At 68.5% G+C, this 26,903-nt stretch carries 28 protein-coding genes; 16 read left to right on the top strand and 12 right to left on the bottom strand.

Annotation, left to right across the window (positions count from 1 at the left end; all coding sequences use genetic code 11):
- The first annotated feature begins 108 nt into the window (after positions 1-108).
- The 3 genes from ABSL23_RS07760 to ABSL23_RS07750 all read left to right on the top strand — a co-directional run bounded on the left by ABSL23_RS07760 (position 109) and on the right by ABSL23_RS07750 (position 2,971).
- Positions 109-2,034, top strand: a complete 1,926-nt coding sequence (locus tag ABSL23_RS07760; RefSeq protein WP_059055983.1) for a beta-CASP ribonuclease aCPSF1 — start codon at positions 109-111, stop codon at positions 2,032-2,034.
- 83 nt (positions 2,035-2,117) lie between these two features.
- Complete coding sequence (locus ABSL23_RS07755) at positions 2,118-2,567, top strand: hypothetical protein (RefSeq protein WP_082687152.1); 450 nt, start codon at positions 2,118-2,120, stop codon at positions 2,565-2,567.
- A 44-nt stretch (positions 2,568-2,611) separates the two neighbouring features.
- Positions 2,612-2,971, top strand: coding sequence for a hypothetical protein (locus ABSL23_RS07750; protein ID WP_353635274.1), 360 nt, complete (start codon positions 2,612-2,614; stop codon positions 2,969-2,971).
- Here the strand turns inward: ABSL23_RS07750 and nth are convergent.
- Positions 2,968-3,831 (bottom strand): endonuclease III, encoded by an 864-nt coding sequence (gene nth, locus ABSL23_RS07745; RefSeq protein WP_353635273.1) that lies wholly within the window; start codon positions 3,829-3,831, stop codon positions 2,968-2,970. The two genes, ABSL23_RS07750 and nth, sit on opposite strands and share 4 nt — an antisense overlap.
- A 107-nt stretch (positions 3,832-3,938) precedes the next feature.
- Between nth and ABSL23_RS07740 the strand changes: the two genes are divergently transcribed.
- A complete protein-coding gene (locus tag ABSL23_RS07740; protein ID WP_353635272.1) occupies positions 3,939-5,153 on the top strand; it encodes an inorganic phosphate transporter in 1,215 nt (404 codons plus the stop codon).
- Here ABSL23_RS07740 and ABSL23_RS07735 read toward each other — a convergent pair whose 3' ends face one another.
- Together ABSL23_RS07735 and ABSL23_RS07730 are read right to left on the bottom strand one after the other, a co-directional pair.
- Entirely contained in the window at positions 5,154-5,483 is a 330-nt protein-coding gene (locus ABSL23_RS07735; protein ID WP_059055975.1) for a hypothetical protein, read from the bottom strand.
- Between the two features lie 74 nt (positions 5,484-5,557).
- Positions 5,558-5,971: a DUF371 domain-containing protein gene (locus ABSL23_RS07730; protein WP_353635271.1), complete on the bottom strand. Its 414-nt coding sequence runs from the start codon at positions 5,969-5,971 to the stop codon at positions 5,558-5,560.
- Between the two features lie 302 nt (positions 5,972-6,273).
- Between ABSL23_RS07730 and ABSL23_RS07725 the strand changes: the two genes are divergently transcribed.
- From ABSL23_RS07725 to ABSL23_RS07695, 7 genes are all read left to right on the top strand, one after another.
- Positions 6,274-7,176 (top strand): coiled-coil protein, encoded by a 903-nt coding sequence (locus ABSL23_RS07725; protein WP_059055972.1) that lies wholly within the window; start codon positions 6,274-6,276, stop codon positions 7,174-7,176.
- Positions 7,177-7,289: 113 nt separating this feature from the next.
- Complete coding sequence (sppA, locus tag ABSL23_RS07720) at positions 7,290-8,288, top strand: signal peptide peptidase SppA (protein WP_353635270.1); 999 nt, start codon at positions 7,290-7,292, stop codon at positions 8,286-8,288.
- 48 nt (positions 8,289-8,336) lie between these two features.
- On the top strand, positions 8,337-9,491 hold the full coding sequence (locus ABSL23_RS07715; RefSeq protein ID WP_353635269.1) for a DUF373 family protein: 1,155 nt from the start codon (positions 8,337-8,339) through the stop codon (positions 9,489-9,491).
- Positions 9,492-9,527: 36 nt separating this feature from the next.
- A complete protein-coding gene (locus ABSL23_RS07710) occupies positions 9,528-10,250 on the top strand; it encodes a diphthine--ammonia ligase (protein ID WP_353635268.1) in 723 nt (240 codons plus the stop codon).
- 88 nt (positions 10,251-10,338) lie between these two features.
- Positions 10,339-11,733: an amino acid permease gene (locus ABSL23_RS07705; protein WP_353635364.1), complete on the top strand. Its 1,395-nt coding sequence runs from the start codon at positions 10,339-10,341 to the stop codon at positions 11,731-11,733.
- Positions 11,733-12,500, top strand: a complete 768-nt coding sequence (locus ABSL23_RS07700) for a universal stress protein (protein ID WP_353635267.1) — start codon at positions 11,733-11,735, stop codon at positions 12,498-12,500. The genes ABSL23_RS07705 and ABSL23_RS07700 overlap by 1 nt, the downstream gene beginning before the upstream one ends.
- Positions 12,501-12,592: 92 nt before the next feature.
- A complete protein-coding gene (locus ABSL23_RS07695) occupies positions 12,593-13,363 on the top strand; it encodes a PHP domain-containing protein (protein WP_353635266.1) in 771 nt (256 codons plus the stop codon).
- A gap of 71 nt (positions 13,364-13,434) precedes the next feature.
- Here the strand turns inward: ABSL23_RS07695 and ABSL23_RS07690 are convergent, their stop codons facing one another.
- Together ABSL23_RS07690 and ABSL23_RS07685 are read right to left on the bottom strand one after the other, a co-directional pair.
- A complete protein-coding gene (locus ABSL23_RS07690; protein WP_059055959.1) occupies positions 13,435-14,673 on the bottom strand; it encodes a mandelate racemase/muconate lactonizing enzyme family protein in 1,239 nt (412 codons plus the stop codon).
- A gap of 10 nt (positions 14,674-14,683) precedes the next feature.
- Complete coding sequence (locus tag ABSL23_RS07685; protein WP_353635265.1) at positions 14,684-15,625, bottom strand: dihydrodipicolinate synthase family protein; 942 nt, start codon at positions 15,623-15,625, stop codon at positions 14,684-14,686.
- 101 nt (positions 15,626-15,726) lie between these two features.
- Here ABSL23_RS07685 and ABSL23_RS07680 point away from each other — a divergent pair, with 101 nt between their 5' ends.
- Entirely contained in the window at positions 15,727-15,996 is a 270-nt protein-coding gene (locus tag ABSL23_RS07680; RefSeq protein WP_059055957.1) for a MoaD/ThiS family protein, read from the top strand.
- On the opposite strand, the gene ABSL23_RS07675 is transcribed toward ABSL23_RS07680, so the two are convergent.
- On the bottom strand, positions 15,997-17,211 hold the full coding sequence (locus tag ABSL23_RS07675; RefSeq protein ID WP_353635264.1) for an HAD hydrolase family protein: 1,215 nt from the start codon (positions 17,209-17,211) through the stop codon (positions 15,997-15,999).
- Between the two features lie 107 nt (positions 17,212-17,318).
- Between ABSL23_RS07675 and ABSL23_RS07670 the strand changes: the two genes are divergently transcribed.
- The 3 genes from ABSL23_RS07670 (at position 17,319) to ABSL23_RS07660 (ending at position 19,615) form a co-directional block, all read left to right on the top strand.
- Positions 17,319-18,386 (top strand): glucose 1-dehydrogenase, encoded by a 1,068-nt coding sequence (locus ABSL23_RS07670; RefSeq protein WP_353635263.1) that lies wholly within the window; start codon positions 17,319-17,321, stop codon positions 18,384-18,386.
- Positions 18,383-19,018 (top strand): transcriptional regulator GfcR, encoded by a 636-nt coding sequence (gene gfcR, locus ABSL23_RS07665; protein WP_059055952.1) that lies wholly within the window; start codon positions 18,383-18,385, stop codon positions 19,016-19,018. Before ABSL23_RS07670 ends, gfcR begins: the two co-directional genes overlap by 4 nt.
- 186 nt (positions 19,019-19,204) lie before the next feature.
- Positions 19,205-19,615, top strand: a complete 411-nt coding sequence (locus tag ABSL23_RS07660) for a glutaredoxin domain-containing protein (protein WP_059055949.1) — start codon at positions 19,205-19,207, stop codon at positions 19,613-19,615.
- A 50-nt stretch (positions 19,616-19,665) separates the two neighbouring features.
- On the opposite strand, the gene ABSL23_RS07655 is transcribed toward ABSL23_RS07660, so the two are convergent.
- The 6 genes from ABSL23_RS07655 to ABSL23_RS07630 are packed head-to-tail and all read right to left on the bottom strand — an operon-like array spanning position 19,666 to position 25,638.
- Positions 19,666-20,355, bottom strand: a complete 690-nt coding sequence (locus tag ABSL23_RS07655; RefSeq protein WP_353635262.1) for a TOBE domain-containing protein — start codon at positions 20,353-20,355, stop codon at positions 19,666-19,668.
- Positions 20,356-20,397: 42 nt separating this feature from the next.
- The gene (phoU, locus tag ABSL23_RS07650) at positions 20,398-21,078 is read right to left on the bottom strand and encodes a phosphate signaling complex protein PhoU (RefSeq protein WP_353635261.1); all 681 of its coding nucleotides are present in this window, start codon (positions 21,076-21,078) and stop codon (positions 20,398-20,400) included.
- Between the two features lie 5 nt (positions 21,079-21,083).
- On the bottom strand, positions 21,084-21,962 hold the full coding sequence (gene pstB / locus ABSL23_RS07645; protein WP_353635260.1) for a phosphate ABC transporter ATP-binding protein PstB: 879 nt from the start codon (positions 21,960-21,962) through the stop codon (positions 21,084-21,086).
- A gap of 2 nt (positions 21,963-21,964) precedes the next feature.
- A complete protein-coding gene (gene pstA, locus ABSL23_RS07640) occupies positions 21,965-23,611 on the bottom strand; it encodes a phosphate ABC transporter permease PstA (RefSeq protein WP_353635259.1) in 1,647 nt (548 codons plus the stop codon).
- 1 nt (position 23,612) lies between these two features.
- Entirely contained in the window at positions 23,613-24,572 is a 960-nt protein-coding gene (gene pstC / locus ABSL23_RS07635) for a phosphate ABC transporter permease subunit PstC (protein ID WP_059055939.1), read from the bottom strand.
- A gap of 55 nt (positions 24,573-24,627) precedes the next feature.
- Entirely contained in the window at positions 24,628-25,638 is a 1,011-nt protein-coding gene (locus ABSL23_RS07630) for a phosphate ABC transporter substrate-binding protein PstS family protein (protein WP_353635258.1), read from the bottom strand.
- A gap of 226 nt (positions 25,639-25,864) precedes the next feature.
- Here ABSL23_RS07630 and ABSL23_RS07625 point away from each other — a divergent pair, with 226 nt between their 5' ends.
- Positions 25,865-26,869 carry a phosphate uptake regulator PhoU gene (locus ABSL23_RS07625; protein WP_353635257.1) on the top strand — a complete coding sequence of 335 codons (1,005 nt, stop codon included), beginning with the start codon at positions 25,865-25,867 and terminating at the stop codon, positions 26,867-26,869.
- Positions 26,870-26,903 lie beyond the last annotated feature (34 nt).

Below are 26,903 nucleotides of genomic sequence, written 5' to 3'. Positions count from 1 at the left end.
AGCGTGTGTCTACTCACCACGTTCTACGGCCCACTCCTCGCCCCGCCTACGGCGGACTGTGAGTGGTCGTGACGGAGACGCGGACGCAGGAGGCCTCATTCACTGACTATGAGCACTGTAGACCAGCAACTCGAGGAGTTACAGGACCAGATTACGAACGAGATTCCGCCGGACATCTCGGTGACGGACGTGAAGTACGAGGGCCCCGAGCTCGTCGTCTACACCCGAGACCCCAAGCAGTTCGCCCAGGACGGCGACCTCGTTCGGCAGCTCGCGAGCAAGCTCCGCAAGCGCATCACGGTCCGCCCCGACCCCGCGGTGCTCTCCCGGCCGGAGACCGCCCGCGAGAAGATTCTGAACGTCATCCCCGACGACGCCGGCGTCACCGACCTCGACTTCCACGAGGACACCGGCGAGGTCGTCATCGAGGCCGAGAAGCCCGGGATGGTCATCGGCCGCCACGGCTCCACGCTCCGCGAAATCACGGAAGCCGCCGGCTGGACGCCCGAGGTCGTTCGCACGCCGCCAATCGAGTCCTCCACCGTCTCGAACGTCCGGAACTTCCTGAAGTCCGAGCGCGACGAGCGCCGCGACATCCTCGAGAAGGTCGGCCGTCAGATTCACCGCGAGGAGATGAGCGACGACGAGTACGTCCGCATCACCACCCTGGGCTGCTGTCGCGAGGTCGGCCGCGCGAGCTTCATCCTCTCGACGCCCGAGACGCGCATCCTCATCGACTGCGGCGACAAGCCCGGCAGCGAGGACGAAGTCCCCTACCTCCAGGTCCAGGAGGCGCTGGGCGCGGGCGCGAACTCCATCGACGCGGTCGTGCTCACGCACGCCCACCTCGACCACTCCGCGTTCATCCCGCTCCTGTTCAAGTACGGCTACGACGGCCCCATCTACACGACCGAGCCGACCCGCGACCTGATGGGCCTGCTGACGCTGGACTACCTCGACGTCGCCGCCAAGGAGGGCCGCACGCCTCCCTACGACTCCGAGATGGTGCGCGAAGCCATCAAGCACACCATCCCGCTGGAGTACGGCGACGTCACGGACATCGCGCCGGACGTGAAGCTCACGTTCCACAACGCCGGCCACATCCTCGGGAGCGCGGTTTCGCACTTCCACATCGGCGACGGCCTCTACAACGTCGCGTTCTCCGGCGACATCCACTACGAGGACACGCGGCTGTTCAACGGCGCGGTCAACGACTTCCCGCGCGTGGAGACGCTCGTCCTCGAGTCCACGTACGGCGGCCGCAACGACTACCAGACCGACCAGGAGGACTCCGAGGAGAAGCTCAAGCGCGTCATCAACGAGACGTACGACCGCGGCGGGAAGGTCCTGATTCCGGCGTTCGCGGTCGGCCGCTCCCAGGAGATGATGCTCGTCCTCGAGGAGGCGATGCGGGAGGGCGACATCCCCGAGATGCCCATCCACCTCGACGGCATGATCTGGGAGGCGACCGCCATCCACACCACCTACCCCGAGTACCTCCGGGACGACCTCCGGGACCGCATCTTCCACGAGGACGAGAACCCGTTCCTCGCGCCGCAGTTCAACCACATCGACGGCGGCGAGGAGGAGCGCCAGGAGGTCGCCGACGGCGACCAGTGTATCATCCTCTCCACCTCCGGGATGGTCACCGGCGGCCCCATCATGTCCTGGATTCAGCACATCGGCCCGGACCCGGACTCCACGATGACGTTCGTCGGCTACCAGGCGCAGGGGACGCTGGGCCGCCGCATCCAGTCCGGCTGGGACGAGATTCCGATGCCCGACTCCCGCGGCAGCGGCCGCACGGAGCGCCTCCAGCTCGAGATGGACACCGAAACCGTCGATGGCTTCTCCGGCCACGCCGACCGGCAGGGCCTCGAGGACTTCGTGCGCACGATGAACCCGCGCCCGGAGAAGGTACTGTGCGTGCACGGCGACGAGTCCTCCACGCAGGACCTCTCCAGCGCGCTCTACCACGACTACAACATGCGGACGTTCGCGCCGAAGAACCTCGAGACGTTCCGCTTCGTCTAGGCGCCTCCGGCCGACTCTGGATTTTTCGCCGCATCGTTACGGAAGCCGACAGCACTATACTCCGCGTTCGGATACTGTTGCGTGTGAGGCACACACGAGCGGTGAGCGCACTCGTCGCGGCGCTGGTGGTGTCGGCGGCGTTCGTCGGCCCCGCCGTCGCCGCGCAGGCCGTCGCGGCCACGCAGGCCGAACAGCCGGTCGAGGGCGACGGCGGCCACCGGTTCGACGTCGGCGGCAGTGAGACCAACATCACGTTCTGGCTCCACCTCGACCTGTTCACGAACCTCGGCGCGGCCGGGGACTTCGGGTTCAGCGCTGTCGGGCACGCGATGGACACGCGAGTCGTCGCGGTGGACGTGCAGTTGCGCTTCGACGGCGTCGGCGACGTCAGCAATTTCCTGTCGAACCCGTTCTCGCGGTTCTCCGTCGTCGGGGAGTGGGAGCTGAACCTCCCGTTCCTCTCGGCGGGGCCGTCGGCGGGCGACGACTTCAGCTACGAGGGCAACGAGACGATAAACGGGAGCAACGCGTAGCAGCGGGCCGAACTTTCAAACCCGCGCGGTCGTTACGTCAACGTATGACAGGGGGCGACGAGCTCGTCGCGGAGCTCCAGCAGCAGGCCGGAGACGCACTGCGGGTCGTCGCCGAGTACGACCGCGAGGGCTACGAGATACGTTACGTCCGCGAGAGCGTGGGCGCCCGGCTGGACGACCGCGCCGAGGCCATCCACCGGAACCTCGTGCTCGAAGGCATCAGCCGCGAGCACCTCGAAGACCTCTTCGACGCGGGCGAGCTGCACTGCTCGATGCACCGCTTCGACGAGGTGACCGCGTTCCACTTCGCCGAGCGGGAGTACGAAGGACTGTTCGTCAGCGTCGACTCCGACGTGGACATCCCGCTGGCGTCGTTCACCGACACCTGCTGGCAGAGCCTCTAGTCGGCGGCCTCGGCGGGGTCGACGACTTCCTCCGCGAGTTCGTCCACGCCGACCCTGTCGCAGAGGTCGTACAGCGGGCACGCCTCCGGGCCGTCGAGACACGCGGGCTCGCGCGCTGAGCAGTACTCGCGGCCGAACTGAATCATCGCCGTGTGCCCGAAGCCGCACTTCTCGCCCGGAACGTCGGCTTCGAGAGCTTCGCGGACGCCCTCGTGGTCGGCGTCCGGGGCCGCGAGTCCGAGCCGCCGCGCGATGCGGTGGACGTGCGTGTCCACGGGGAAGACGCCGTTGCGGCCGCCCGCGAACAGCAGCACGCAGTCGGCGGTCTTCGGGCCGACTCCCTTCATGTCCAGCAGCGCCGCCCGCACCTCGTCGGGGTCGCCGGTGCGTACGAACGCGTCGAACTCGTCCTCACCGCCGTACTCCTCGCAGACGCGGCCCGCGATGCGGATTATCGTCTCGGACTTCTGGTTGTAGAGGCCCGCCGACGAGATGGTCTCTGCGAGTTCGTCCTGGTGGGCGGCCGCGAGCGCTGCCGCGAGGTCGCCGTCACCCCGGGAGCCCGCGCCGTCCCGGTCGTCGTCGGAGGCGGGGCGGTCGGCGGGGTCGCCGGGGTCGTACCTGTCCATCAGCGCGTCGTGCGCCGGCTGGCTGGCCTTGTCGCTGGTGTTCTGACTGAGAATCGTGCGGACGAGGCACTCGAAGGCGTCCCGTCCGCCGTAGGCCTTCTGCCAGTACATGTCGCCGAGGCGGTCGACGACGGCTTCCGCGCGGCTCGTGCCGTCGCCGGGCTCGAACTCCGTGAACCGGCCGGCGGCGGCGTCGCCGCCGGAGATGTTCTCCGCGGGTTCGTCGTCCATACGCGGAGGTGTGTCGGCGAGCGCAAAAAGGACCGCGGCGACCCGGCGGAGAACGACAGGCACTAACCAGTGGCTGGTCAACCGCAGCCCAAGGGTTCTCCTCCAGTATGCCCTCGGCTGTCGGAATCGTAGCGGTTGCGCTCGTCACGTCGCTGTTCATGGCTTTCACGGTCGGCGCGAACAGTAACTCCGCGCCAATCGCCCCCGCGGTTGGGGCCAACGCCCTGTCTACGCTCAAGGGCGCGTTCCTCGTCGGCATCGTCGCCGCTGCTGGTGCCGTCGCGCAGGGCGGCAGCATCTCCGAGACAATCGGTCACGGTCTCGTCACTGGCGTCACAATCACGCCGTTAGCCGCCGCTGCGACGCTATTGACGGCCGCGACGCTCATCACCATCGGCAACTCCTACGGGTATCCGATTCCGTCCGCGTTCACCGTTAGCGGGGCGGCCGTAGGCGCAGGGCTCGCGCTCGGGGGCGGGCTCGCAGTCGGAACGTACGCGCAGATTCTCGGGTTCTGGTTCGCAATTCCGTTCGTCGAAGGGGTGCTCGCGTACGCGCTCGCTCGCGTCCTGCTCGGGGATCGTGCTCCAGACACGGTCGTCATCCCGCTACTCGTCGCGGGCGTCGGCTACGCGCTGGCGAACGTGCAACTCTCGTTCGTCCCGACGCCACGCGGCGAGCAGGGGTCGGTCGCGGGCTACGTTTCGCACCATCTCGGGGGCGTCGCTGGCTTCCTCGGTGCGGACGAGTTCGGCCTCGTCGTGGTCAGCCTCGCCGTCGCGCTCGCCGTGCTCGCGGTGACGTACTGGCAACTCGTCGAGAACGTGACCACGGGCATCAATCGCATTCTCGTCGCGCTCGCGCTCGTCGTCGTGTTCACGAGCGGCGGGACACAGGTCGGACTCGCCACCGGGCCGTTGGAACCGGTGTTCTCGTCCGCGCTCGGGCTGCCCGGCGCCGTCTTGCTGGCGTTCGGCGGTTTCGGTATCTTGCTCGGCGGTTGGGTTCGGTCGCCGCGGTTGATTCAGGCAGTCGCCCGCGAGTACGCTTCGTTGGGCCCGAAGCGTTCGATTGCCGCGTTCATCCCGGCGTTTCTCGTCGCGCAGACGGCAATCGTCCTCGGGTTCCCCATCTCGTTCAACAAAGTGATGATATCCAGCATCGTCGGCAGCGGGCTGGTCGGCAGGTCGTCGCGTTCGGGCGGCATCTCGGCGAGGAAGACCGGCTACACGGTAGTCGCGTGGGTGCTGTCGATGGTCGGCGGCGCGGCGATTAGTTACGCGCTGTACAACGTACTCGCTGCCGTTCTCGGGGCGGGATAGTTACGCTTGCGTGAGCGTGACGAGGTCAGTGGTCGCCGCACTCGTTTTCATGGCCGCCCACGACTCGAACTCCGTCGTGGCAGCGACGAAGTCGTCGCGCTCGTCGGGGGAGAGCCGCTTGACGCCCCCAATCGAGTCTCGCTTGCACGGACACGCGCGACAGAACTCGTCAAGAGAGTGGAACTCCGTGTGGTCTCGGACGAACTGTTGCGAGAAGAACGCGTCAACATCGCCGGGGGTACGCGTCTCCGGTTCGGTGGCGCGCTCGAACGCCGTACGAAGGCGAGCACCGACTGGTTCGTGCGTCTTGACCGCGAGGCCAAGCACCATATCGGGGCTCGCTGTCGGAGTCACATAAATCCGGTGCAGGCGCGAGCAACACAAACCCCAGGACGGGTGGCGGGCTACTCGACGCGCAGCGTCGCGGTGAGGTCGGCGCCGTCCGCGAGCGCGGCGACGAGGTCGCGGTCGAGGTCGGCGGCGGCCTTGTCGGCGTCCACGAAGATGGTGCGGTCATCCACGTACGTGCTCGTGCGGCCGACCATGCTGCGGTCGTTGGTGTATTCGAGGTCGGGGTGGCCGGACCCGGTGACTTCCGCGCGGTGGCCGTCGGCTTCGAGGACGAGCGTGATCGTGGCGTCCGCGTCCCGGCAGGCGGCGACGAACTCGCGGTCGAAGTCCGCGGCGGCCTTGTCGGCCTCGATGCCGACGATGCAGTCGCCCGCGGGCGTGAGGTAGTCGTCGGTCGTCAGTTCCAGCGTGGACGCGTGTTCGGCCGCGACGTGCTCGTGGCCGGTCGCCCGCACGACTTCTTCCATGCGCCGGGGTTGCCGGTAGCCGCACTTGTGTGCGGCGTTCTGCGCCCGGAGTTTAAGTGATTCCCCCGGGCGTCGTGTGAGCCGTTATCACCCGATGAACGGGGTCTGACAACTGCTTGCACGCGACGCGCCGTCGGAAATTTTAAGTGGCGTGGCGGAGTAGTACCTGTTACCAGAACGCTGCGTGCGTTCGTGCACAGCCCGAGAGAATGACAGGACGTTCTCCTTCCGACCGGGAAGTAACACGCTCCGAGCGACGGCTGTCGCGAACGCCCAGCGGGTATGGCATCGAGGTTTGAACAATGGCTGAGGAAGAACAAACTATCGAAGTATCGAGCGCAGACGAACTCATTACTGACGAGGAACTTCAGGAGAAGTCCAAGGGTCAGCTCATCAAGAACGCCGGCCAGTTCCGCGACCGCCGGAACGAGCTGAACCAGCTCGCCAGTTCCCGCGCCTCCGACCGCGACGAACTCAACGCGAAGACCCGCGAGAAGGTCGACGAGGCCCAGGAACACCGCGAGAAGCGCGACGAGCTCAACGAGCGCGTCCAGGAACACAAGGAAGTCCGCAACGAGCTCAACGCCGAGGCGAACGAGCTCTTCGACGAGGTCGAGCAGCGCAAGCAGGACCTCGAACTCGACGAGGGCAAGGACCTCGAGGAGCTCAAGGAGGAAATCGAGCAGCTCGAGTTCAAGCAGCAGACCGAGGTCCTCTCCACCGAGGACGAGCGCGAGCTCATCGAGAAAATCGAGCAGAAGCGCGAGGAGTACCAGGACCGAAAGGAGAAACTCGACGCGTCCGGTGACCTCGAAGAGCTCGTCGACGAGGCCGAGGAAGTCCGCGCGGAAGCCTCCGAGCACCACGAGAAGGTGACGGAGCTCGCGGACAAGGCTCAGGAGCACCACAACGAGATGATCGAGGCCTACCGCGAGGCCGACGACATCCGCGACGAGGCCGACGAGATGCACGAGAAGTTCGTGGAAGCGCAGGAAGCCGCCGACGCCCACCACGAAGCCTTCGTGCAGGTCCAGAAGCGCCTCCGCGAGCTGGACAAGCAGGAAGAGGAGGAGCGCGAGGACGAGCGCGCCGCCGAGCAGGCCGAAGCGCGCGAGGAAGCCGAGGAAATCTACGAGCGGTTCAAGGAGGGCGAGACCCTCGACACCGAGGACCTCCGCAAGCTCCAGAAGTCCGGCCACCTCTAAGCCGTCTACTGCTGATTTCTCCGTATTTTCCGGCGCGTAGCCGCGGCACTCTCCCGGGAGTCGAAGCCGAATCGGCCGCGTGAATTACGGGGCCGGCCGCCGACACCGTAGCCATGGACACGCTCCCCAAGCGAGTCGGCCGGCTGACCGTGCTGGCGCTCGGCGTGGTCGTCGGCGTCGTCGTCGGCTGGGTGTTGTTCGTGCGGGTGCCGGCCGGCGGCCCCACGATTCTCGGCGTGCTGTTGACGCTCCTGACCGGCGCGGTGTCCCTCCGGCTGTCGGGCAACGCCGCCGGAGCCGCGTTCGGCGCGTACGACACCGCCGAAGTCAGCGTCGAGGGGCCGATAGCCCGGGACGGCGGCGAGTCGCTGCCGACCGACCCGCGACAGGTCCCCGCGGACGCCGTGGTCGAGCAAATCGAGCGCGCGGACGAGGACAGCAACACGGAGGCGCTCGCCGTTTGCCTGAACACGCCCGGCGGCGAGGTCGTGCCCAGCGACGACATCCGGCGCGCGGTCCGGGAGTTCGACGGGCCGACGGTCGCGTACGTCACCGACGTCTGCGCGAGCGGCGGCTACTGGATCGCCAGCGCCTGCGACCACGTGGTCGCCCGCGAGAACAGCCTCGTCGGCAGCATCGGCGTGCGCGGGTCGACGCTGAACGCCTCGGCGCTCGCGGACGACCTCGGCGTCGACTACGAGCGCTTCGTCGCCGGCGAGTACAAGGACGCCGGCAACCCCCTGCGGGAGATTCGCGAGGACGACCGCCGCTACCTCCAGGGGCTCGTCGACGACTTCTACGAGTCGTTCGTCGAGCGCGTCGCCGAGGGGCGGGACCTCTCCCGCGAGCAGATTCGGGACACGGAAGCCCGCGTCTACGTCGGCCGGGACGCCCACGAGCGCGACCTCGTGGACGACCTCGGGACGCGGGACGCCGCCGAAGCCTACCTCGAAGCCGAACTCGGCCACGAGGTCGCGGTCCGGGAGTTCGAGCCGCCGCGCGGGATGTTCGTGCGGATGCGGCGGACGGCCGTCGGCGCGGCGTACGCGCTCGGCGCGGGGCTGGCCGACGCAGTCGGCGACGGCGACGGGACGAACGTCGAACTCCGGTGACCCGAGCGCGGGGTTTTTATCACGGCAGCGTGACGCTGTGGACGACAGATGCGCACGCTGGTCGTCTGCGTGGACCGGACCGGGGACATCCCCCGACAGACCGGGCTGCAGACGCCGGTCGCCGGCTGGGAGGCCGTGCAGTCGCTGGTCGTGGAGATGGGCATCGCCGACCCCGAGGACTCCGCGGTGAACACCCTGCTAGAGGCGCTGCGGGTCACCCGCGACCTCCGCGACGGCGAGGACGACGCGGTCGTCGCCGCCGTCTCCGGGAGCGGCGACGGCGTCTCCGCGGACCGCTCGGTCGCCGAGCAGCTGGACGACCTCATCGAGCGCTACGAGCCGGACTCGGCGGTCGTCGTCATCGACAGCGCCGAGGACGAGCGCGTCGTCCCCATCGTGGAGAGCCGCCTCCAGGTGGACGCCGTCGACCGCGTGGTCGTCCGGCAGGCCCGCGACCTCGAGTCCACGTACTACCTCCTCAAGCAGTTCCTCGCCGACGAGGAGCTCCGACAGACCGTGCTGGTGCCGCTGGGCATCGTCCTGCTGGTGTTCCCGGCGCTGTTGATGGTGACGGGCAGCCTCGCGGTCGCGGTCGCGGCCATCACCGCCGTCATCGGCCTGTTCGTCCTCTACAAGGGACTGAGCATCGAGAACTACCTCGCGGAGGTCCCCGCGCAGGCGCGGGACGCGCTGTACTCCGGCCGCGTCTCCATCGTCACGTACGTCGTCGCGGGCGGACTCGCGCTCGTCGGCGTGTTCGCGGGCGCGCTCGGCGTCTCGGACCTCCCCTCGGAGACGCCGCTGTTGTTGACCGCGATGGCGTTCACCTACTACAGCGTGCCGTGGATAACGCTTGGCGGGCTGGCGGCCAGCGCCGGCCGGCTGTTCGACGAGTTCATCCGGCGCGAGGAGGTCCGCACGTCGTTCCTCAACCTCCCGTTCGGCGTGCTCGCGGTCGGGCTCGTCGTCCGCGGGTTCTCGGCGTACTTCATGGAGCTGGCGGGCGAACTCGACTCCGTCGTCGTGCCGGCGACGGAGTTCGGCGCCGTCGCCATCGAGGGGTTCGTGCTCTCGCCGGAGGAGCGCCTCGCGGCATTCGTGGTCGCGGGCGTGCTCGTCAGCGTCGTCGGCCTCCGCGTGGCGACGCGGTTGAGCGGCGTCGAGGTCGACGTCGAGGACGGCGAGGAGCCGGTCGAGCCGTAGAGTGGAGTATTTCAACGCCGCGGTGCAAGCACGCGTATGACTGACGGCCAGTGGGTGAGCCTGTTCTCCGGCGGCAAGGACTCCTCGTGGGCGCTCTACCGCGCGCTCGAAGAGGGCCTGGACGTCGCGCGGCTCGTCACCGTCCACCCCGAGGGCGACTCGTACATGTACCACGTGCCCGCGACCCGCCTCGCGAGCCTCGCCGCCGAGAGCATCGGCGTCCCGCTCGTGGACATCGAGCCGGCGGACTTCGAGGCGGCGGCCGCGAGCGAGTCCGGCGAGCAGGGCGACACCGAACTCGAACCGCTGGAGGCCGCGCTCGCCGACATCGCGGACGACCTCGACGGCGGGCTCGCGGGCGTCACCGCGGGCGCCGTCGAGAGCGAGTACCAGACCTCCCGCATCGAGGCGATGGCCGAGCGGCTCGGCTGCGAGGTGTTCGCGCCGCTGTGGCAACGGGACCCCCGCGACCTCGCCGACGAAATGCTCGCCGCCGGCTTCGAAATCACCATCGTCCAAGTGGCGGCGTACGGCCTCGACGAGTCGTGGCTCGGCCGCACGCTCGACCGCGAGGCGCTGGACGAACTCGAAGCCCTCAACGAGGAGTACGGCGTCCACGTGCTCGGCGAGGGCGGGGAGTTCGAGACGTTCGTCACCGACGGCCCGCACATGTCCCGTCCAATCGAGTTGGAGTACGACACCGTCTGGAACGGCGACCGCGGGCACCTCGAAATTACGTCGGCGAGTCTCGGCGACTAACGAGAACCACGGGAGTGGCCGATAGCTTATTCCGGGTTCGTGTCGGGAATCCGGTATGGGAACGGCCGACGAGAGCGGGACGAACGCGATGGGCGAGACGCCGGAGGCGGTGGCGCCGCCGACCGCGGCGGACGGCGAGACGACCGTCACCGAGGAGGGCACGGAACTGGAGCGCTCCATCGGCCTGAAGGGCGGCGTCGCCATCGGCGTCGGGACGATGATCGGCGCGGGCATCTTCGTGTTCCCGGGGCTGGCCGCGGGCAACGCCGGCCCCGCGGCCGCGGGGTCGTTCGCCATCGGCGCGGTCATCGCGTTGCTCGTCGCGCTGCCGGCCTCCGAGCTGGCGACCGCGATGCCGAAATCCGGCGGCGGCTACTACTTCATCTCGCGGGCGCTGGGCGCGCTCCCCGGCGCGGTCGTCGGCATCAGCATCTGGCTCGGGCTGGTGTTCGCGACCGCGTTCTACCTCGTCGGCTTCGGGAACTACGCCGCCGCGCTGCTGCTGGAGGCCGGCGTCCCCGTCGGGAACATCCCCGTGGTCGTGCCGCTGGCGCTGGTGTTCGGCGTGGCGCTCACGGCGCTGAACCTCTTCGGGACGGAGAACGCCGCGAAGCTCCAGAACTACGTCGTCGGCCTGCTGTTGACGATTCTCGTGCTCTTCCTCGGGTACGGCGGCCTCGACGCCCTCGGCGTGTTCGGGACCGCGAGCACGCCCGAGACGTTCATGCCGTTCGGCCCGATGCCGATGTTCACGACCGCGGCGCTCGTGTTCACCTCCTACCTGGGGTTCGCGCAGGTCGCGACCGTCGCCGGCGACATCAAGAACCCCGGCCGGAACCTCCCGCTGGCGATGGTCGGCTCCGTGGTCATCGTCGGCGTCCTCTACGTCTCGACGATTTTCGTGGCGACGAGCGCGTTCGGTAGCGGGCCGCTGTCGCGGTTCGGCGAGACCGCCATCGTCGAGGTCGCGCGGGCGTACTTCGGCGACGCGGGCGCGCTCGCCATCCTCGTCGCCGGCCTCCTGGCGACGGTCTCCAGCGCGAACGCGTCGATTCTCTCCACCTCGCGGGCGGTGTTCGCAATCAGCAAGGACGCGCTCGTCCCGCAGTACGCGAGCCGTCTCAACCTCAAGTACGGGACGCCGCACGTCGCGCTCGCGATGGCCGGCGGCCCCGTGCTTGTGCTCGTGGCGCTCGGCGAGGTCGAGGTACTCGCGGAGGTGGCGTCGTTCCTCCACCTCGTGATGTACGGGCTGATGTGCGTCGCGCTGATTTCGATGCGGCGGGACGAACCCGAGTGGTACGATCCGGACTTCCGCGTGCCCGCCTACTGGCTGGTCGCGGGCGTCGGCGCGGTCGCGAGCTTCGGCCTCATCGGGTTCATGCAGCGCGCCTCCCAGGTAATCGGGCTCGCCATCATGGCCGCGGCCGCCGGGTGGTACAAGTACTACGCCAGCGACGTGCGACTCAAGGGGGTCCTCTGATGACGGACGACGAACCCACGCTCACGACCGACGACGAATCGCTGCACGTCCGCGAGCCGCCGCGCGTGCTCGTGCCCGTGGAAGTGCTTGAGGGCGAGTCCATCTCGGAGTCGCTGGCGGCGTTCCTCGCGCCCGCGAACGTCGTCGTGCTGGGCTATCACGTCCTCCCCGAGCAGACGCCGACCGAGCAGGCGAGCATGCAGTTCGAGGACCGCGCGCAGGAGGCCGTCGAGGACCTCGCGGAGACGTTCCGCGCCGCTGGCCGCGACGTCCAGACCCGGGTCGCGTTCACGCACGACCGCGACCAGACCGTCGAGCGCGTCGCCGAAGACGTCGGCGCGACCGCCGTCCTCCTCCCGAACCCCGTCGGCGAGATCCACGACGTCGTCGTCCCGATTCGGGGCACCGTCGACGCCGACCGGCTCGCGGACCTCGTCGCCACCCTGCTCGTCGGCACCGAAGGCACCGTCACGCTCTGGGGCATCGCGGAGCCGAGCGGCGACTTCGACGCCGACGAGGCCGTCGCGTACGTCCGGGAGACGCTCGCCGACCGCGGGCTCCCCGCCGACCAGGTGACCACCGAAGTCACCGCCTCGGAGTACCCCATCCGCAGCATCGTCGAGCGCTCCGGCGAGTTCGACGTCATCGTCATGGGCGCGGGCGGCGAGTCGCTGTTCGCGGCGCTGTTCGGCGACGAGACCGAGCGCGTCGCGGAGGGCGCGGTCGCGCCCGTGCTCGTCGTGCGCGACCGAACCGTCGAGGAGTGACTACGAGGCGGGACTCGCCGGGACGACCGAACCCTGTGGAGTAGTCGCACGCGTCCGCAACTTACGTGTCACGCGCGGACACAACGAGAGGTGTGTACGACTACCACGTCCACTCGAACTACTCGGACGGGGACTTCCTCCGACGGATGATAGACGCCGCCGAAGCCGCCGGTCTGGACGGCGTCGGCATCGCGGACCACTGCAACGTCTTCCCCGCAGACGACGCCCGCCGCCACCGCCGCGCGCTCGGGTTCAACCTCGACATCACGTACGAGCGCCGCCGCGAAGCCATCGCCGACGCCCGCGAGGACGCGGCCGTGGAGGTGTTCGACGCCGTCGAGATGGACTACCACCCCGACCACGAGGCCGAGGTCGCGGCGTTCCTCGACGACGCCGACTTCGACTACGCCGTCGGGAGCGTCCACGACCTCGACGGCGTGAACGTCCACTTCGAGTCGCACTTCGCCGACCTCTCGGCGGCGACCCGCCGCGAGCTGGTCGACCGCTACTTCGAGAAGCTCGTCGCGCTCGCCGACGCCGAGCTGTTCGAAATCGCCGCCCACCCCGACCTCGTCGAGCGCAACCGCCACCTCCGCGGGCTCGCCACCGACGACCACTACGAGCGCGTCGCCGACGCGTTCGCGGGCTCGCGCACCGTCCCCGAAATCAACGCCGGCCGCCTGCTCGGAGACTACGGCGAGTTCCATCCCGCGCCCGCGTTCCTCGACACGCTCGCCGACCGCGGCGTCGAGGTCACCGTCGGCACCGACAGCCACGACCCCGACGCAATCGCTCCGCGAATCGACGGCATCGAAGCGGAGCTGGCCGAACGCGGTCTCGAACCGGTGACGATTTCGGAGTGACGCGATAGAACGAGAGCCGGCGGTACGCGGGTTCGAACGCCGCCGAGCAAAGCTCGGCGTGCTCGACGACGCTACGCTTCGTCGAACAGCGTCTCGCCGTCGACCATGTGCTCCTCGACGGCGTCCATGTCGAGGGTGAGGCCGAGGCCGGGCTTCTCGGGGACGGTGATGGAGCCGTCCTCGATGACGTCCTCCTCGACGAGGTCGCTCCACCAGTCGAGTTCGTAGGAGTGGTACTCGACGGCGAGGCTGTTCGGGATGGCGGCGCCGACGTGCGCGCTCGCCATCGTCGCGACGGGGGAGGAGACGTTGTGCATCGCGACCGGGACGTAGTACTGGTTCGCGACGTCCGCAATCTTCTGGGTCTCGCGCATCCCGCCGACCTTCGGGAGGTCGGGCGCGACGATGTCCACGGCCTGATTCTCGATGAGGCGGCGTTCCTCGGTGACGCGGTAGCGGTTCTCGCCGACCGCGATGGGCGTCGTCGTGGACTTCGTGACCTCCTCCTGGACTTCGAGGTTCTCCGGAGGCACGGGGTCTTCGAGCCACCAGACGTCGTACTCTTCGAGTTCGCTGGCGAGGCGCTTTGCGGAACCGCCGGAGAACGTCCAGTGGCAGTCGAAGGCGACGTCCGCGCGGTCTTTCACGCGCTCGGTGACCCGCTCGACGATTTCGGCCTTGTGGCGAATCTCGCCCGGGCGGAGGTGGCGGTTCGCGCGGTCCTTCTCGTGGCCGGAGGGGACGTCGAGGTCGAACTTCAGGGCGTCGTAGCCCAGTTCCTCGACGACGCGCTCGGCCTCGTCGGCGCACGCCTCGGGGTCGGCCTCGGCCTCGGTGTGGCAGTCACAGTAGACGCGCACGTCGTCGCGGTACTTCCCGCCGAGCAGCTGGTAGGCGGGGACGTCGAGCACTTTCCCGGCGAGGTCGTGGAGCGCGATTTCGATGCCCGAAATCGCGGTGACGGTGACGCCCTCGACGGAGCCCTCGCCGCTCATCTTCTGGACGAGGTGCTCGAAGAGCCGGTCGATGTCCAGCGGGTTCTCGCCGATGACGAACGGCTTCATCCGCTCGATGAGCTCGGGGACGCCGGCGCCCCAGTAGGCTTCGCCGGTGCCGACGACGCCCGCGTCCGTGTAGACGCGGACGAGCGTCCACGGGAAGTTCCCGTCGACCATCGTCGTCTGGACGTCCGTGATTTCGAGGTCTCGGGGCGCGGGCCGCTCGCGGTCGGCGCCCATCGTCTCCGCGGAGAGCTCGCGCATCGTGTACTCCGCGTTCGGGTCGTGGAGGTCGCTGTAATCTATTCCCATGGGTGAACGTTCACTCGTTTCGGTGTAAATCTATGGTTTCGAGGAGCCCGAGTTCCTCCAGCCGGGCTTCGAGGGCCTCGCGCTGGTCGTCGTCCATCGTGCGCAGCGGCGAGCGCAGCGGGCCGGCGTCGAACCCCCGAAGCTGGAGCGCGGTCTTCACGCCGGCCATGTACGGCCCCTGCTTGAGCGCCGTGCGAACGTCGTAGACGGTGCTCTGGAGGTTGCGCGCGTGCTCGACGTCACCCTCGTCGTAGGCCTCGTAGAGGTCCACGACGAGCTCCGGGAACGCGTTCGCGACCGCCGACACCATCCCCGTGCAGCCCAAGTCGAGGCCGGGCACGAGCAGGGAGTCCGACCCCGCGAGGAACGTCAGCTCGGGGTGGGCGTCGATGGCCTGCCCGAGCCACGGCACGTCCTTCGAGGAGTCCTTGATGCCCGCGAGGTTGTCGATGGCCGAGAGGTCCTCCAGCACGTCCAGCGAGAGGGAGTTCCCGGTCTTCGAGGGGATGTGGTAGACGTACACCGGGACGTCGACGGCCGCGCAGACGCGCTCGTAGTGCGCGACGGTGGCCTCGTCGTCGAGCGGGTAGTAGTACGGCGTGACGACGACGACGCCGTCCACGCCCGCCTCCTCGGCGTGTTCGGCGTGGGCGACGGTCTGTCTGGTGCTGGGCGCGCCGACGCCGGCGATGACCGGGACGTCGCCGCCGACCTCGTCGACGACGGCTTCGACGACGCGCTGTCGCTCGCCGCCGGTCAGCAGGGGGAACTCGCCGTTCGTCCCGAGCGGGAAGACGCCGTCGACGCCGCGGTCGACGACGAACCGGGCGTGCTCGGCGGTGCGCTCGAAGTCGACCGTCTCGTCGTCGTGGAACGCTGTCACCGTCGGCGGCACGACCCCGTGGAGGTCGAGGGGGTCGTCCGCGCCGGGGACTGGTGCGTGGTCTGGCACGTGCGGCGGGTCGCCCGCCGCCAGCATAAGCGACGCGGTTCGCGCGACGACTTTTCCACAGGTGAGTAAACTTTTTGCCGGCGGGGTCGGTACCCGTTAGCATGGACGTCGAGGTGAAGCTCACCGGCACGCTCGCCGCTCGCACGGGCACCCACAGCGCGCGCGTCGGCGTCGCCCGCGACGCCACCGTCGCTGACGTGGTGGACGCGCTCGCGGACGAACTCGGGCCGCAGGTCCGCGCGGGCGTCCTCGAAGGGTCGCGACTCCGCACCGACACGGTCGTCGTCCGGGACTCCGCCGACGGCGAGCCGCTCACCGCCGGCAGTCGCCTCCGTGAGGGCGACACCGTCCGCTTCACGCTCGCCAACTAGCTACTGTTCTGCCAGCCGATTCAGCGCCCACGCGGTTCTGAGGACCTCGTCGGCGGCGCCCTCGTCGAAGACGAGGTCGTCGGTCTCCCAGACGTGCTCCAGGACGCGCTTGGAGGCGTGGTCGGGCGCCGCCGCGATGCCGGCGTCCTCCTCGGCGACCCACTCCATCACGCGCAGGTCGCTCTTGGAGTCGCCCATCACGAGCGCGAACGGGTCGTCGACGCCGAGCACGTCGAAGGCGCCCTGCACGCCCACGACCTTGTTCAGCTCGCGGGACGCGATTTCGGCGGCGTCGGCCTCGTAGTACGCCACGTCGATGCGCTCCAGCACCGCGCGCACGTCCTCGGGGACGGTGACGTCGTCGGGTCGCTGGCCGGCGTCGGCGAGCACGTCCGCGATTTCGGGGTCCTGCTCGGCGTAGAACGCGCGCACGTGGTCGGCGGTCGCGTCCGCCACGCAGTCCGCCAGCAGTTCGAGTTCGTACCGGAGCGCGTCGTCGATGAGGCCGCGGGCGCGCTCGCTGCCCGTCTCGAAGTTCGGCTTCAGCGTCACGTTGAACTCGTTGCCCTGGAGGTGACAGCCCTGCCGGATGCCCTCCGGAGCCTCCGACAGCACGCGAGCGCGCACGTCGTCGAACACCGTCCGCACGTCCTCGTCCAGCCCCTCGTAGAGCAGTTGCTTCGTGTCGGGGCCGTGCCCGGGCGTGAACACGCCCGTCCCGGCCTCGTAGACGATGGAGACGTTCCCCGAGTGGACGAGTTCGTTGCCGAGTCCCTGAATCAGGAACCCCTTGACGTTCTCTAAAGTCTGTCCCGTACAGATGACGATGGGGACGCCGGCCTCGTGGAACTCCGTCAGGAGGTGCAGGGTCTCGCGGGGAATCTCGTTGTCCGTGTGGCCCGCCGAGCGCAGCGTCTCGTCGACGTCGAGGACGAGCACGTTGACGCCGCGGTCGTACTTCGCGTGGAGGTCCAGCGCCGCGAACGCCTGCTCGCGGGACGCGCGCGCCACGAGGTCAGCGTACGTGTCGCCGTCCTCGAAGGCCGCGCGCACCTCGTCCTTGCGCGCGGCGAGCTCGTCGCTGGCGGACTCCCAGTACTCCAGCGCGACCCGGGAGTCCACGGGCGGGAACAGGTCCACGAGGTCCTGGTACGCGCGCAGCGTCTCCGCGTCGAACTCGTCGTAGAGTGCGTACAGTCGGTCGTACCGTTCCATACCGGGTCGAGGGACGGCACCACTTTAGCTGTGGGTGGGAGTCGAGAACCCCACGACTTACTCAGTGTATAATAAATATTTAGTCGGTGTGGGTGTGAGCGGTGTGCATGGACGCAATCGCCGTCACCCGCGACGACCCGACGCCGCGCGTCGTCGACCTGCCGCGGCCCGAGCCCGAACCGGGCGAGGCGCTCGTGCGCACGCTCCGCGTCGGCGTCGACGGCACCGACCACGAAGTCATCGCGGGCGGCCACGGCGGCTTCCCCGACGGCGACGACCACCTCGTGCTCGGCCACGAGGCCGTCGGCGTCGTCGAAGACCCCAACGGCACCGACCTCGACGCCGGCGACGTCGTCGTGCCGACGGTCCGCCGCCGGCCGAACGGCGGCAACGAGTTCTTCGAGCGCGGCGAACCCGACATGGCGCCCGGCGGCAAGTACCACGAGCGCGGCATCGAGGGCGCCCACGGCTTCATGGCCGAGTACTTCACCAGCCCCGCGGAGTTCCTCGTGGAGATTCCCGCGGACCTCGCCGAGCGTGGGTTCCTCGTCGAACCCGTCAGCATCTCCGAGAAGGGCTTCGAACACGCGTTCGCCTCGCGGTCGGCGTTCGACTGGCGGCCCGAGAGCGCGCTCGTCCTCGGGAACGGCTCGCTGGGCCTGCTCACGCTCGCGATGCTGGAGGCCGACGACCGCTTCGAGCGCACGTACTGTCTGGGCCGCCGCGACCGCCCCGACCCCACCATCGACCTCATCGAGGACCTCGGCGCGACGTACGTCGACTCCCGGGAGACGCCCGTGCCCGACGTCCCCGCCGCACACGAGCCGATGGACTTCGTCTACGAGGCCACGGGCTACCCGAAACACGCCTTCGAGACCATCGACGCGCTGGCGCCCAACGGCGTCGGCGCGCTCCTCGGCGTCCCCGAGGACTGGGACTTCGAGGTCGGCGGCGGCCGCCTCCACCGCGAGTTCGTCCTCCACAACAAGGCGCTGGTCGGGAGCGTCAACTCCGGCGTCCAGCACTTCGAGGACGCCGTCGACACCCTCCGGTCGCTCCCGGAGTGGCTGTTCGACGACCTCGTCACCGGCGTCTACGGCCTCGACGAGTTCGAGCGAGCATTCGTCGACGACGAAACGACCATCAAGACGGCGGTTCAATTCGACAGTAGATGAAGAACGTCGACGACCTCATCGACAGCGCCTCGGAGCTGGCGGCCCGCGGGCTGTCGCGCGGCGAAATCGCTGACGAACTGAACGTCTCCCGGGAGACCGCGAGCTGGCTGGTCGAGCGCGCGGGCGGCACCGCCGCCCCCGTCGAGGACGAGCCCTCCGGCGGCCCCCAGGACGTCCACGTGGACTGGAGCAACATCGGCGAAGCCGGCGCGCGCCTCAACGCCATCGGCGTGGCGCTGGCGGACGCGCTCCGTGAGCACAGCCACGACGTCGACCTCATCGTCGGCGTTGAGAAGGCCGGCGTGCCGCTGGCGACCGCCGTCTCCAACGAACTGAAGACCGACCTCGCGACGTACACGCCGCGCAAACACCAGTGGGAGGAAGGCGACATCGAGAACCTCGGCGGGAGCTTCAGCCGGAACTTCGCCAGCGTCGAGGACCGCGAGTGCTTCGTCGTCGACGACACCATCACCTCCGGCACCACCATCTCCGAGACCGTCGACGCCATCCGCGAAGCCGACGGCACCCCCGTCGCCTGCGGCGTCCTCGTGGACAAACAGGGCATCGCCGACGTCGGCGACGTCCCCCTCGAATCCCTGTTCCAAGTCATCCGCGTCGGCAACGACGACTGACTCGCTCGTTCCATTCGGTGACGCGGCTCGCGGCTCCCGCTGGTCGCCGCTCGCTCTAACGTGCTCTCCCGTTCGGTCGAGCACGCTGCTCACGCATCGCTGCGCTCCGCGTTCGCTCGTTTCGTGGCGCGCCGGCGGCGCGCCACGCGTCCCAAGGCCTTTCTCTGTCCTCGCCGTAAGACGAGTATGGCTTTCGACCCGATGGACTCCGCGATGGAGCAGGAGGCGGTCGACGAAATCGTCGCCGAGGCAATCGAGAACAACGACGTGGTGCTGTTCATGAAGGGGGACGCGCGGATGCCCCAGTGCGGGTTCTCGAAGCGCGCAATCAACCTGATTTCGCAGTACCGACCGGACGTGCACACGGTGGACGCGCTCCAGAGCCTCGACGAGTTCCGCGTCGCGCTCGAAGAGCGCAGCGGCTGGGAGACTATCCCGCAGACGTTCGTGGACGGGGAGTTCGTGGGCGGCAGCGACATTCTCGCCGAACTCGAGGAGCGCGGCGAGCTCGCGGACGAACTGAACGCCGACGAGGCCGACGTGGAGGAGGACGCCGCGGCGACGAGCCCCGACGACGGCGTCGAATCCCCGTTCTGAGCCGCACCTAGGCAGTTTTCTTCGACGCTCGCCGCGCAGCGGCGGCTCCGTCACTCGATGGGGACGCCGCGGGTCGCGGTGGCCTTGAAGGAGACGACGACGTCGCGACCCGGTTCGAGGGCGAGCCGCTGGCGGCTGTCCTCGGTGACGAGCGCGAGTACCGGGTCGTCCGCGCCGACGTCAACGGCGACGCGCGCGACGCGCTCCCCGGTCTCGACGCTCGTGACGGCCCCGGAGAAGCGGTTCCGCGCGCTCGTGTGCTCGGGCGTCGGCGCGTCCGCGGGGTCGGTGAGGGTAACGGCGTCCGCGCGCAGCGTGAGGGAGACGTCGCCGTCGCCCTCCGGGACGAGCGCGCGCACGCGCCCCGCGTCCGTCTCGACGGTCGCGAGTTCGCCGTCGCGCTCGACGACCGTCCCCGAGAGCACGGTCTCCGCGACCTCCGTGACGCCCTCGAAGCTCGTCTGCACGCGCTCGAACGTCGCGAGCAGTTCGGTGGCGGCCTCCGTGAGTTCGCTGCCGCCGCCGTCGGTGCCGCCGCGCTGGCGCTCCACCAGCGAGCCGAACGCGTCTTCGAGTTCGACGACGCGGCGCTGGGCGTGCGCGTACGAGCGCCCCAGCGACTCGGCGGCGCTGCTCAGCGAGCCCTCGTCGTCGATGGCGCGCAGCAGCGCGACGTCCCGCGTGTCGAGGGTCACCCCGTCGCTGCCGACGTACGCGTCGAACTCGGGGCGGGCGTCCATGCGCCGCTGTAGCCCGAGCACGCGCAAAAGGATTGGGTCGCGTCAGTAGATGAGCTCGTCGTCCTTCTCGACCATGTAGACGGTGCGCGCGGCGACGTTGACCGCATGGTCGCCGACGCGCTCCAGGTCCCGCACCGTCAGCAGCATCCGCGAGACGTCGTTCATCAGCGCTTCGACGTCCGACTCGCTGGACTCGGTGTCGATTTCGGTCTCGATGAGGTCCCGCATCACCGTCTCGGAGGCCTGCCGGCAGCGCTCGTCGAGGTCGTCGTCGCGCTCGGCGATGTCGTAGCAGGCCTCGACGTCCGCCTCGGCGTACGCGTCCATCGCGTCCTCGACCATCTCGATGGTGGTGGCGCCGATGGCCTGGATGTCGACCTCGGGGAACATGTCGCGGTCGGCGTCGAGGGTGTACTCCGCGAGGTTCGTCGCGAGGTCGCCGACGCGTTCGAGGTCGGTCGTGATCTTGAACGACGACGCGATGAGCCGGAGGTCGCCGGCGACGGGCTGCTGGAGCGCGAGCAGGTCGATGCACTCCTCCTCGAGGTCGAGGTAGAGCTCGTTGACCTCGTCGTCGCCCTCGATGACCTCCCAGGCGGTCTCCTCGTCTTTCTGCTCCATCGCTTCCAGCGCCAGCCGCAGGCGGTCGACGACCACTTCGCTCATGTAGAGGACGTCGTTGCGGAGCGCGTCCAGTTTCTCTTGGTAGCTCTCGCGTGGCATGGTTGTTACCCGAACTTGCCCGTAATGTAATCTTCGACCCGCTTGTGCTCGGGGTTCTCGAAGATTTGGTCGGTGTCACCGAACTCGACGAGCTCCCCACCCGTGAGGAACACCGCCGTCTTGTCCGAGATGCGGGCGGCCTGCTGCATGTTGTGCGTGACGATGACGACCGTGTAGTCTTCGGCGAGCTCCTCGATTAAGTCCTCGACCTGGCTGGTCGCGACCGGGTCCAGCGCCGACGCCGGCTCGTCCATCAGCAGGACCTCGGGGTCGGGCGCGATGGCGCGCGCGATGCAGAGCCGCTGTTGCTGGCCGCCCGAGAGCGCGAGCCCGGAGCTGTCGAGCTGGTGGCTGACCTCGTCCCACAGCGCCGCTCGCTTCAGCGACTGCTCGACGATCTCGTCGTAGTCGCCCTCGACGTCCTGGATTTCGAGGCCGTAGGCGACGTTGTCGTAGATGCTCTTCGGGAACGGGTTGGGCTCCTGGAACACCATCCCGACCTTCCGCCGGAGCGCCACCGGGTCCACGTCGGGGTCGTAGACGTTCTTCCCGCGCAGCGTGAGGTCGCCGTCCACGCGGCAGACGTCGATGCGGTCGTTCATCCGGTTGATGCAGCGCAGGAACGTCGACTTCCCGCAGCCCGACGGCCCGATGATGGCGGTGACGCGGTTCTCCGGGATGTCGATGTCGATGCTGTCCAGCGCCTGTTCCTCGCCGTAGAAGACGTCGAGGTCCCGCGAGCGGATGATGGGGTCGGGGGTCGCGCCCGCCGTCGAGTCGGACGTCGCGCTCGCGACGTTCGTCTCCACGAGCATGTCGTCGTTCGTCGGGTCGGCGGTCTCCCCGCGGGCCGATTCGTCGGTCTGTGGTGTGTTGTCACTCATGGTTACTCCGTGGACTGGTACTTGTTCCGCAGGACGATGGCGATGGAGTTCATCGCCAGCAGGATGGCGACGAGCACCACGACGCCAGCCGGGACCGCCTTCTGGTAGAAGTCGTCGCCGGCGTAGAGGCTCGACCACGCGTACACCTGCAGCGGCATCGCGCTGGCGGCCTCCGAGAGCCCGGCGGGCAGCGAGTACTTGACGTTCGGCGCGCCGATCATGATGAGCGGCGCGGTCTCGCCGATGGCGCGGCCGAGCGCGAGAATCGTCCCGGTGAGGATGCCGGAGAACGACCGCGGCAGCACGACGTTCTTGACGGTCTGCCACTTCGTCGCGCCCATCCCGTACGACGCCGCCCGGGTCTCCTCGGGCACCGCGCGGATGGCCTCCCGCGCGGAGATGATGACGATGGGGAGGATGAGCAGGCCGAGGGTCGCGCCGCCGAGCAGCACCGTGCCCGGGGGCTGGTTCAGGTACGTGACGAACAGCCCGAGCCCGAGCAGGCCGTAGACGACCGACGGGACGCCCGCGAGGTTCGAGATGTTCACGTCGATGACGCGCGTGAACCGGTTGTCCGGCGCGTACTCTTCGAGGTAGACGGCGGCGCCGATGCCGACGGGGAACGCGAGCACGGCGACGGTCAGCATTAGCAGAATCGACCCCCCGATGGCGGGGTAGAAGCCGGCGTCCGCGGCGGTGCTGCTGTGCGCGCCCGTGAGGAACGCCCAGTCGACCCACGACTGCGGGCCGGCGAACCCGGCGGCGTCGGCGGCCGCGGCGCCGACGAGCGAGCCGACCACGACGGTCGAAGGGACGAGCAGGCCGACGCGTTCGGTGGGGCGGTTCGCGGCGGTGCCGACCGCGTAGACCAGCGGCGGCACGAGGCCGACCGCCGCGACGACGACGCCCGGAACGGGGTCGACGCCGAGGAACGGCGCGAGCGCGCCGCCGGCGAGCACGACCGCGAATACGGCCGCACCGACCAGCACGTGCGCGCGTCGGTCGCGGTCGGCGGCGACGTACCGGCTCCCGACGTACGCGACGGGCGGGCCGAGCGTCACGGCCATCATCAGCCACGGCGCCGGTGCGAACGGCAGCCCCGAGACGAACCCGAACAGGCCCGGCACGACCGTCGAGGCGCCCGCCAGCGAGCCCAGCGGGCCGGGCACGCCGAACAGCGAGAGGTAGAACGCGGCGACCGTGACGACGAACTGCGCGACGAACGAGATGCGGTGGTCGTAGCTGACGACCGCCATCGTGACCGCGGTCGGGACCGCCAGCGCGAGCAGGAACGCCAGCCACGTCAACGGCTCGACGATGTCCACGAATATCATCGCCGCGCCGCCGCTGAACATCAGCGCGACGACGACGAAGCCGATGGTGAACACGCCCGTGCGCAGCGCTTCGACGCCGCGCCGGTAGGCGTACGCGCCGGCCGCCAGCGTCGGTAACACGAGCGTGAGGAGGAACGTCAGGTGCCAGCCGGGGTCGGCGGTCAGCGGCTGGATGGCGTCGTTGGCGACGTACACCAGCAGTATCGTGACGAAGACGAGGCCGAACAGCGTCGCCGCCAACAGCAGGTAGCGGAACAGCGTGCCCGCCGTCCGGCTGACGCGCCCGAACCCCTCGAGTTCGTTGTTCGTGGCCATCTCAGTACTCCTCCCGGTAGCGCTGTGCGACGTAGTCGCTGATGACGTTCATGGCGAGCGTGATGACGAACAGGGTGATGCCGATGGCGAACACGCTCCGGTACGCGATGCCGCCGCCCGTGACGTCGCCCCCGATGAGCTTGATCATCGCGGCGGTCATCGGGAGCGCGCGCTCGGTGTACGTGGCGGGGTTCAGGGGGTTGAGGAACTGCGCGGTCGAACCGGCCGCGATGGTGACCGCCATCGTCTCGCCGATGGCCCGCGAGAGCGCGAGGATGAACGACGAGAAGATGCCCGACAGCGCCGACGGCACGACGATGCCCGTCGAGACCTCGAACTTCGTCGCGCCCATCCCGTAGCCGGCCTGTCGCAGCTCCTCGGGGACGGCGGACATCGCGTCCTCGCTGATGGACGCGACCATCGGGATGATCATGATGCCGACGACGATGCACGCCGACAGCATGTTGAACGTCCCGAGCCCGGGGACGAACGGCTGGAGCATCGGCGTGATGTAGATGATGGCGAAGAAGCCGTAGACGACCGTCGGGATGCCCGCGAGAATCTCCAGTCCGGGCTTGAGTATCGAACGCACGCGCGGGGTGGCGTACTCGCTGAGGTAGATGGCGGTGCCGACGCCCAGCGGCAACGCGATGAGCGAGGAGCCGATCATCACCATCAGCGTCGCCGTCACGAGCGCGAGCACGCCGAACTGTCCGCTGGTCGGTTGCCACTCTGTGCCAGTGAGGAACTCGACGACAGTCGCGGTCTCGCCCTCCACGCCGACCAGCGGCGCGGAGAACGTGAAGAACTTCGCGGCCTCCGTCGTCAACAGGACGATGAGGCCGATGGTCGTGGCTATCGAGAGCGCGGCACACACGAAGAAGAACGTCCGCGAGAGTAACTCCGGTGGCGCGTTCTGGGTCCGACGAGTGAGGTCGTCCGCCAGGCTGTCGCCGCTCATTAATTTGTTCCGGTCATCGTGAACCTATAAGCTCTTTGTTCGGCCGTGTGGGCGGTTAACTCTGCGCTTCCTCGATTGCGGTCTCGAGGACGTCGAGCTGTTCCTGCTGGGTCTCCTCGTCGAGCGGGACGTAGCCGACCTCCTCGGCGACGAGCTGCTCGCTGGTGGAGTTCTCCAGCCAGAAGCGCGCGAACTCCGCGACGTGCTCCTCGGCCAGCGAGGACTTCGCGGGGTACGTGAACAGCGGCCGCGACAGCGGCTGGTACTCGCCGGTGCGCGCGGTTTCGAGGCTCGGTTCGACGGGTTCGCCGTCGCCGTCGTCGATAGCGAGCGCCTTCACGCGGTCCTTGTTCGTGGAGTAGTACGCGTACCCCATGTAGCCCATCGCGTACTGGGAGCCCTCGACGCCCTGAATGATGGTGCGGTCCTGCTCGGTGCCCGAGTAGTCCTGGCGGTGGCTACGTTCCTCGTCGCCGCTGTGGAGGACGGACTCGATGAAGTAGTCGTAGGTGCCCGAAGCGTCCGACGGGCCGTACAGTTCGAGGGGTTCGTCGGGCCAGTCGGAGTTGACGTCGCTCCACAGTTCGGGCTGCTCGTCGGCGGACCAGATGGTCGCCAGCTCCTCGACGGTGATGCTGTCGATGTCGAGGTCGTTGTTGATGATGACGGTGAGCGCGTCCGTCGCGACGGTCAGCTCGACGGGTTCGACGTCGTTGTCGGCGCACTGCTGGCGTTCCTGCTCCCGGATGGGCCGGGAGGCGTTGTTGAAGTCCGTGCTGCCCGGACAGAAGTGGTTCGCGAACCCGCCGCCGGAGCCCGTCGACTGCATGTTGAAGTCGACGTTGGAGTGGGGTTCGCCGAAGTCGTCGCCGCGGAACGCCTCGGACATCGTCGTCGCGAGCGGGAAGACCGTCGAACTCCCCGCGATGTCGATAGAGCCCGAGAGCCCGTCGCCGGAACCGCCGTCGCCGGTGCTCTGACAGCCGGCGAGGGCTGCGGCTCCGACGACACCGACACCGGTCAGGAATTGACGACGCGTACGAACAGCCGACTCATTGTGAGCCATCAACTGATGGTGAGGGAGAAGTAGATAAATACCCTACTATGTTATCTATATAGATATACCTATGTAGACGTTGCCACGGGTACTTCGCGGTGGTCATTCGAGACCGAATACTGGGTAGGAAGCGAGTATACGTCGCTATATCGGCACTTCCGGACGCCTCACGACACGGTATAAGAAATATATATGGGTGGAAGAATTTATATTGGTACACTCTCAACCGCGAAGTATGGAACGCAGGAAGGTCCAAGTCACGGGCGGATCGACGTTCACCGTCTCGATTCCGAAAGACTGGGCGCGAGACCACGACGTCGAGGCCGGCGACGAAGTCGGCTTCCACCCCGACAGCGGGTCGCTTTTGTTGACGCCGGTCTCCCCCACGGAGACCGAGGAGGGGACGCTTGACATCTCCGGGATGGAGGGCGACGAACTCATGCGCGCGGTGATGACGATGTACGTCAGCGGCTTCGACGTGCTCGCGCTGGAAGCCGACCGCATCACCGCCGACCAGCGCCGCGTCATCCGCAACGCCACGCAGGGACTGGTCGGCCTCGAAGTACTCGAAGAGACCGGCAACCGCGTCGTCATTCAGGACCTGCTAGACTCCTCGGAACTCTCTATTCACAACGCCGTCCGTCGGATGCACCTCATCTCCACGTCGATGCTCGGCGACGCCGTCGACGCGCTCGGCGACCGCGACCTCGACATCGCCACCGACGTCATCGAGCGCGACGACGACGTCGACCGCCTCTGGTACGTCGTCTCCCGCATCTTCCGCGGCGCGCTGCGCTCCCCGAAGGTCGCCCAGGAGATCGGGCTCGGCCGCGAGACCGCCTTCGACTACCACTCCAGCGCCCGCCAGCTCGAACGCGTCGCCGACCACGCCGCGAAAATCGCCAACGTCACCCGCGACCTCGACGACGACGTCCCCGGGGAAGTCGCGGACGCGCTCGGCGACCTCGAAGCCGACGCCACCGACATCGTCGGCACCGCGATGGAGGCACTGTTTACCGACGACCCGGAGGAAGCGACCCGGCTCGCCAACGAGGCACGCGCGGACGTCCGCGGCATCGACGAGCACACGCGCGCCATCGACGACCTCCTCCACGACCTCGACCCCCAGCACGCTCAGCACCTCGGCCTCGTCGTCGACTCCCTGTCGCGGAGCGCCGACTACGGCGGCAACATCGCCGAGACCGCGCTCCAGAAGTCCGCGCCCACGCCCGGTCCGTAAGTTCTGCCGCGGTTCACGAGCACTGACACCGCCA

The organism is Halobacterium sp. NMX12-1 (genome assembly GCF_040435975.1).
Lineage (GTDB): Archaea > Halobacteriota > Halobacteria > Halobacteriales > Halobacteriaceae > Halobacterium > Halobacterium hubeiense.
This window is presented reverse-complemented; position numbering and strand designations above follow the sequence as displayed.

Excerpts from the sequence above, each read along its gene's own strand:
- ABSL23_RS07760 (WP_059055983.1), top strand. The coding sequence starts at position 109 with ATGAGCACTGTAGACCAGCAACTCGAGGAGTTACAGGACCAGATTACG.
- ABSL23_RS07750 (WP_353635274.1), top strand. The coding sequence starts at position 2,612 with ATGACAGGGGGCGACGAGCTCGTCGCGGAGCTCCAGCAGCAGGCCGGA.
- nth (WP_353635273.1), bottom strand. The coding sequence starts at position 3,831 with ATGGACGACGAACCCGCGGAGAACATCTCCGGCGGCGACGCCGCCGCC.
- ABSL23_RS07740 (WP_353635272.1), top strand. The coding sequence starts at position 3,939 with ATGCCCTCGGCTGTCGGAATCGTAGCGGTTGCGCTCGTCACGTCGCTG.
- ABSL23_RS07735 (WP_059055975.1), bottom strand. The coding sequence starts at position 5,483 with ATGGTGCTTGGCCTCGCGGTCAAGACGCACGAACCAGTCGGTGCTCGC.
- ABSL23_RS07730 (WP_353635271.1), bottom strand. The coding sequence starts at position 5,971 with ATGGAAGAAGTCGTGCGGGCGACCGGCCACGAGCACGTCGCGGCCGAA.
- ABSL23_RS07725 (WP_059055972.1), top strand. The coding sequence starts at position 6,274 with ATGGCTGAGGAAGAACAAACTATCGAAGTATCGAGCGCAGACGAACTC.
- sppA (WP_353635270.1), top strand. The coding sequence starts at position 7,290 with ATGGACACGCTCCCCAAGCGAGTCGGCCGGCTGACCGTGCTGGCGCTC.
- ABSL23_RS07715 (WP_353635269.1), top strand. The coding sequence starts at position 8,337 with ATGCGCACGCTGGTCGTCTGCGTGGACCGGACCGGGGACATCCCCCGA.
- ABSL23_RS07710 (WP_353635268.1), top strand. The coding sequence starts at position 9,528 with ATGACTGACGGCCAGTGGGTGAGCCTGTTCTCCGGCGGCAAGGACTCC.
- ABSL23_RS07705 (WP_353635364.1), top strand. The coding sequence starts at position 10,339 with ATGGGCGAGACGCCGGAGGCGGTGGCGCCGCCGACCGCGGCGGACGGC.
- ABSL23_RS07700 (WP_353635267.1), top strand. The coding sequence starts at position 11,733 with ATGACGGACGACGAACCCACGCTCACGACCGACGACGAATCGCTGCAC.
- ABSL23_RS07690 (WP_059055959.1), bottom strand. The coding sequence starts at position 14,673 with ATGGGAATAGATTACAGCGACCTCCACGACCCGAACGCGGAGTACACG.
- ABSL23_RS07680 (WP_059055957.1), top strand. The coding sequence starts at position 15,727 with ATGGACGTCGAGGTGAAGCTCACCGGCACGCTCGCCGCTCGCACGGGC.
- ABSL23_RS07675 (WP_353635264.1), bottom strand. The coding sequence starts at position 17,211 with ATGGAACGGTACGACCGACTGTACGCACTCTACGACGAGTTCGACGCG.
- ABSL23_RS07670 (WP_353635263.1), top strand. The coding sequence starts at position 17,319 with ATGGACGCAATCGCCGTCACCCGCGACGACCCGACGCCGCGCGTCGTC.
- gfcR (WP_059055952.1), top strand. The coding sequence starts at position 18,383 with ATGAAGAACGTCGACGACCTCATCGACAGCGCCTCGGAGCTGGCGGCC.
- ABSL23_RS07660 (WP_059055949.1), top strand. The coding sequence starts at position 19,205 with ATGGCTTTCGACCCGATGGACTCCGCGATGGAGCAGGAGGCGGTCGAC.
- ABSL23_RS07655 (WP_353635262.1), bottom strand. The coding sequence starts at position 20,355 with ATGGACGCCCGCCCCGAGTTCGACGCGTACGTCGGCAGCGACGGGGTG.
- phoU (WP_353635261.1), bottom strand. The coding sequence starts at position 21,078 with ATGCCACGCGAGAGCTACCAAGAGAAACTGGACGCGCTCCGCAACGAC.
- pstB (WP_353635260.1), bottom strand. The coding sequence starts at position 21,962 with ATGAGTGACAACACACCACAGACCGACGAATCGGCCCGCGGGGAGACC.
- pstA (WP_353635259.1), bottom strand. The coding sequence starts at position 23,611 with ATGGCCACGAACAACGAACTCGAGGGGTTCGGGCGCGTCAGCCGGACG.
- pstC (WP_059055939.1), bottom strand. The coding sequence starts at position 24,572 with ATGAGCGGCGACAGCCTGGCGGACGACCTCACTCGTCGGACCCAGAAC.
- ABSL23_RS07630 (WP_353635258.1), bottom strand. The coding sequence starts at position 25,638 with ATGGCTCACAATGAGTCGGCTGTTCGTACGCGTCGTCAATTCCTGACC.
- ABSL23_RS07625 (WP_353635257.1), top strand. The coding sequence starts at position 25,865 with ATGGAACGCAGGAAGGTCCAAGTCACGGGCGGATCGACGTTCACCGTC.